Genomic DNA, 2,757 nt, shown 5'->3' with positions numbered 1-2,757 from the left:
CCGCGGCGTCGACGGCCGGCTCGAGCAGATCGCGAGCTGGAGCCCGCCACCCGGCCAGGATGTCCGCGTCGCCGCCTCGACCGACCTCCCGGCCGACCGGGTCTCGGGCCTGGAGGTCCGCACCGCGGCGGGTGCGGTGGTGATGCGTTCCTAGCGCGCCGACCCGTGCGGCCGCGCCTTCAGCGCCGCCACGGTGCTGACGACCGCCGCGACGAACAGGTAGCCCGCTGCGAACCACGGCGTCCCGCCGCCGAGGGCCAGCAGCGACGTGAGGATGAGCGGCGTCAGACCCGAGGCGTAGATCCCGCCGCCCTGGAACACCAGGGACATGCCGGTGTAGCGCGTGCGCGTCGGGAAGAGCTCGGCGAACAGCGTCGACTCCGCGCCGCTCGTGATCCCGTAGGAGAGACCGAGCATCGCGACCAGCGCCACGGTGACCCCCACGATCCCCGTCCCGAGCAGCGCGAACGCCGGGAACACCCCGACGGCGAGGATGACGCACCCGATCGCGAACACCCGCCCGCGCCCGATGCGGTCCGACCACGCGCCCGCCAGCGGCATCACGGCCGCGCTCACCACGGCGGCCACCGTGACCGCGACGAGGACCTGCGTGCGCGGCAGGGCGAGCGTCGCCACGGTGTAGGTCAGGACGAAGACGCCCCAGGTGTTGAACGAGGCCCCCTCGGCCCAGCGGGCGAGCAGACCCCAGCCGAGGTTGCGCCGCGAGACCGGGTCGCGGACGACGTCGGCGGCGGGCACCCGGGAGGTCTCCGCGGCCGCCTGCATCTGTCGGAAGGCGGGCGTCTCGAGCACCGCGAGGCGCACCACGAACCCGATGACGACGAGGACGACGCTGGCCAGGAACGCGATCCGCCAGCCGTAGGCGGCGAACGCGTCGTCGTCCATGACCGCCCCGAGCAGTGCGAACGCGCCGGTGCCGAGCGCGAGCCCGAGGCCGAGGCCGATCTGCGGGGTGGAGCCGTAGAGGCCGCGCCGGCCGGGCGGTGCGTACTCGACGGCCATGAGCACCGCGCCGCCCCACTCGCCGCCGATCGCGACGCCCTGCAGCACCCGCAGCAGCACGAGCAGCACCGGGGCGGCCACCCCGATCGCCGCGTAGGTGGGCAGCGCGCCGATGGCCGCGGTCGAGAGGCCGGTCAGGGCCATGGTCACCACGAGGGTGCGACGGCGGCCGACGCGGTCACCGATGTGCCCGAAGATCAGCCCGCCGAGCGGCCGGGCGACGAACCCGACCGCGAAGGTGGCGAACGAGAGCAGCGTCGCGACCGTGGGGTTGCCCTGGCCGTAGAAGAGCTTCGGGAACACGATCCCGGCCGCGGTGGCGAACAGGAAGAAGTCGTACCACTCGATCGTCGTGCCGATCAGCGACGCGGCGAGGACGGTGCGGGCCTGGCGGGTGCCCGACGAGGGCGTGGCCTCGAGGGTGGCGCTCACCGGGCGGCCCCCGCGAACGGCACCGCCGCGGCCGGGGCGGCCGCCGCACGGGCGGCCTCGGAGCCCGCGGCGGGACGCCACAGCCCCCGGCGGCCGAGCTCGGCCAGCGGGCCCTCCCCGACCCAGTACGCCTCCTCGAGGTGGGGGTGCCCGGAGAGCACGAACTCGGTGATGCCCAGGGCGTGGTACTCGGCGATGCGGTCGGCGACCTCGGCGTGGCTGCCGACGAGGGCCGTTCCGGCGCCGCCGCGGACGAGCCCGACGCCCGCCCACAGGTTGGGGGAGACCTCGAGGTCGGCGGCCGTCGCCGTCCCCCCGGAATGCAGCGAGCGCATCCGCTGCTGGCCGACCGACTCGCTCTTCGACAGCCCGGCCTGGACCTGCTCGATCATCTCGGTGGGGATGCCACGCAGCAGCTCCTCGGCCTGCGCCCACGCCGCGTCGGCGGTGTCGCGGGTGATGACGTGCAGCCGGATCCCGAACCGGACCTCGCGGCCCTGCGCCGCGGCGAGGCCGCGGATCCAGTCGATCTTCTCGGCGACCTGCGCGGGCGGCTCGCCCCAGGTGAGGTAGACGTCGACGTGCTTGGCCGCCACGTCGCCGGCGGCGGGGGAGGAGCCCCCGAAGTAGATCGGCGGGACCGGGTCGGGCAGCCGCTGCAGCTGCGCGCCCTCGACGTGGACCTGCTCGCCGTCGAGGGTGACCTGCTCGCCCGCCCACAGCCGGCGCACGACGTCGAGGAACTCGCCGGTGCGCGTGTACCGGTCGTCCTTGCCGAGGAAGTCGCCGTATGCGCGTTGTTCGCTGGGCTCCCCGCCGGTGACGACGTTGACGAGCAGCCGCCCGCCGGAGTGGCGCTGGAAGGTCGCACCCATCTGCGCGGCGAGCGTGGGGGAGACCCCGCCCGGCCGGAACGCCACGAGGAACTTCAGCCGCTCGCTCTCCGCGGCCAGCATCGCCGTCGTGAGCCAGGCGTCCTCGCACCAGGCGCCGGTCGGGGTGAGGGCGCCCTCGAAGCCGACGGTCTCGGCGGCGCGGGCGATCTGGGCGAGGTAGCCGAGCGAGGCCTCGCGCGGGGTCCCGGCGGCGGCCGCGGCCATGCCGTGCCCGCCGCCGACGAGGCCGCGGGAGTCGCCGTAGGTGGGCAGGAACCAGTGGGCAGTCAGCGGCGGGGTGCCGCCGGAGCCCCCCGCCGCCGTGTCCGGGGCAGGGGTGATCGTCGGTGTGGCCATGGTGGGGCGGGTCCTTCTGACGACGTCGGGTGGGCGGACGCGGTCAGGGACGACAGCCGAGCGAGGTGAC

The 2,757-nt window shown here is 75.2% G+C and carries 2 protein-coding genes; both read right to left on the bottom strand.

What is annotated here, in order from left to right:
* Window positions 1–150: 150 nt before the first annotated feature.
* On the bottom strand, window positions 151–1,455 hold the full coding sequence (locus AC0CYZ_RS22740; RefSeq protein WP_472219542.1) for an MFS transporter: 1,305 nt from the start codon (window positions 1,453–1,455) through the stop codon (window positions 151–153).
* Complete coding sequence (locus AC0CYZ_RS22735) at window positions 1,452–2,687, bottom strand: LLM class flavin-dependent oxidoreductase (RefSeq protein ID WP_472219540.1); 1,236 nt, start codon at window positions 2,685–2,687, stop codon at window positions 1,452–1,454. The genes AC0CYZ_RS22740 and AC0CYZ_RS22735 overlap by 4 nt, the downstream gene beginning before the upstream one ends.
* Window positions 2,688–2,757: the final 70 nt, after the last annotated feature.

It is taken from the genome of Actinomycetospora sp. (genome assembly GCF_055612215.1).
This window is presented reverse-complemented; position numbering and strand designations above follow the sequence as displayed.

Bases quoted from the DNA above. Each gene is read 5' to 3' on its own strand.
- AC0CYZ_RS22735 (WP_472219540.1), bottom strand. From the start codon at position 2,687: ATGGCCACACCGACGATCACCCCTGCCCCGGACACGGCGGCGGGGGGC.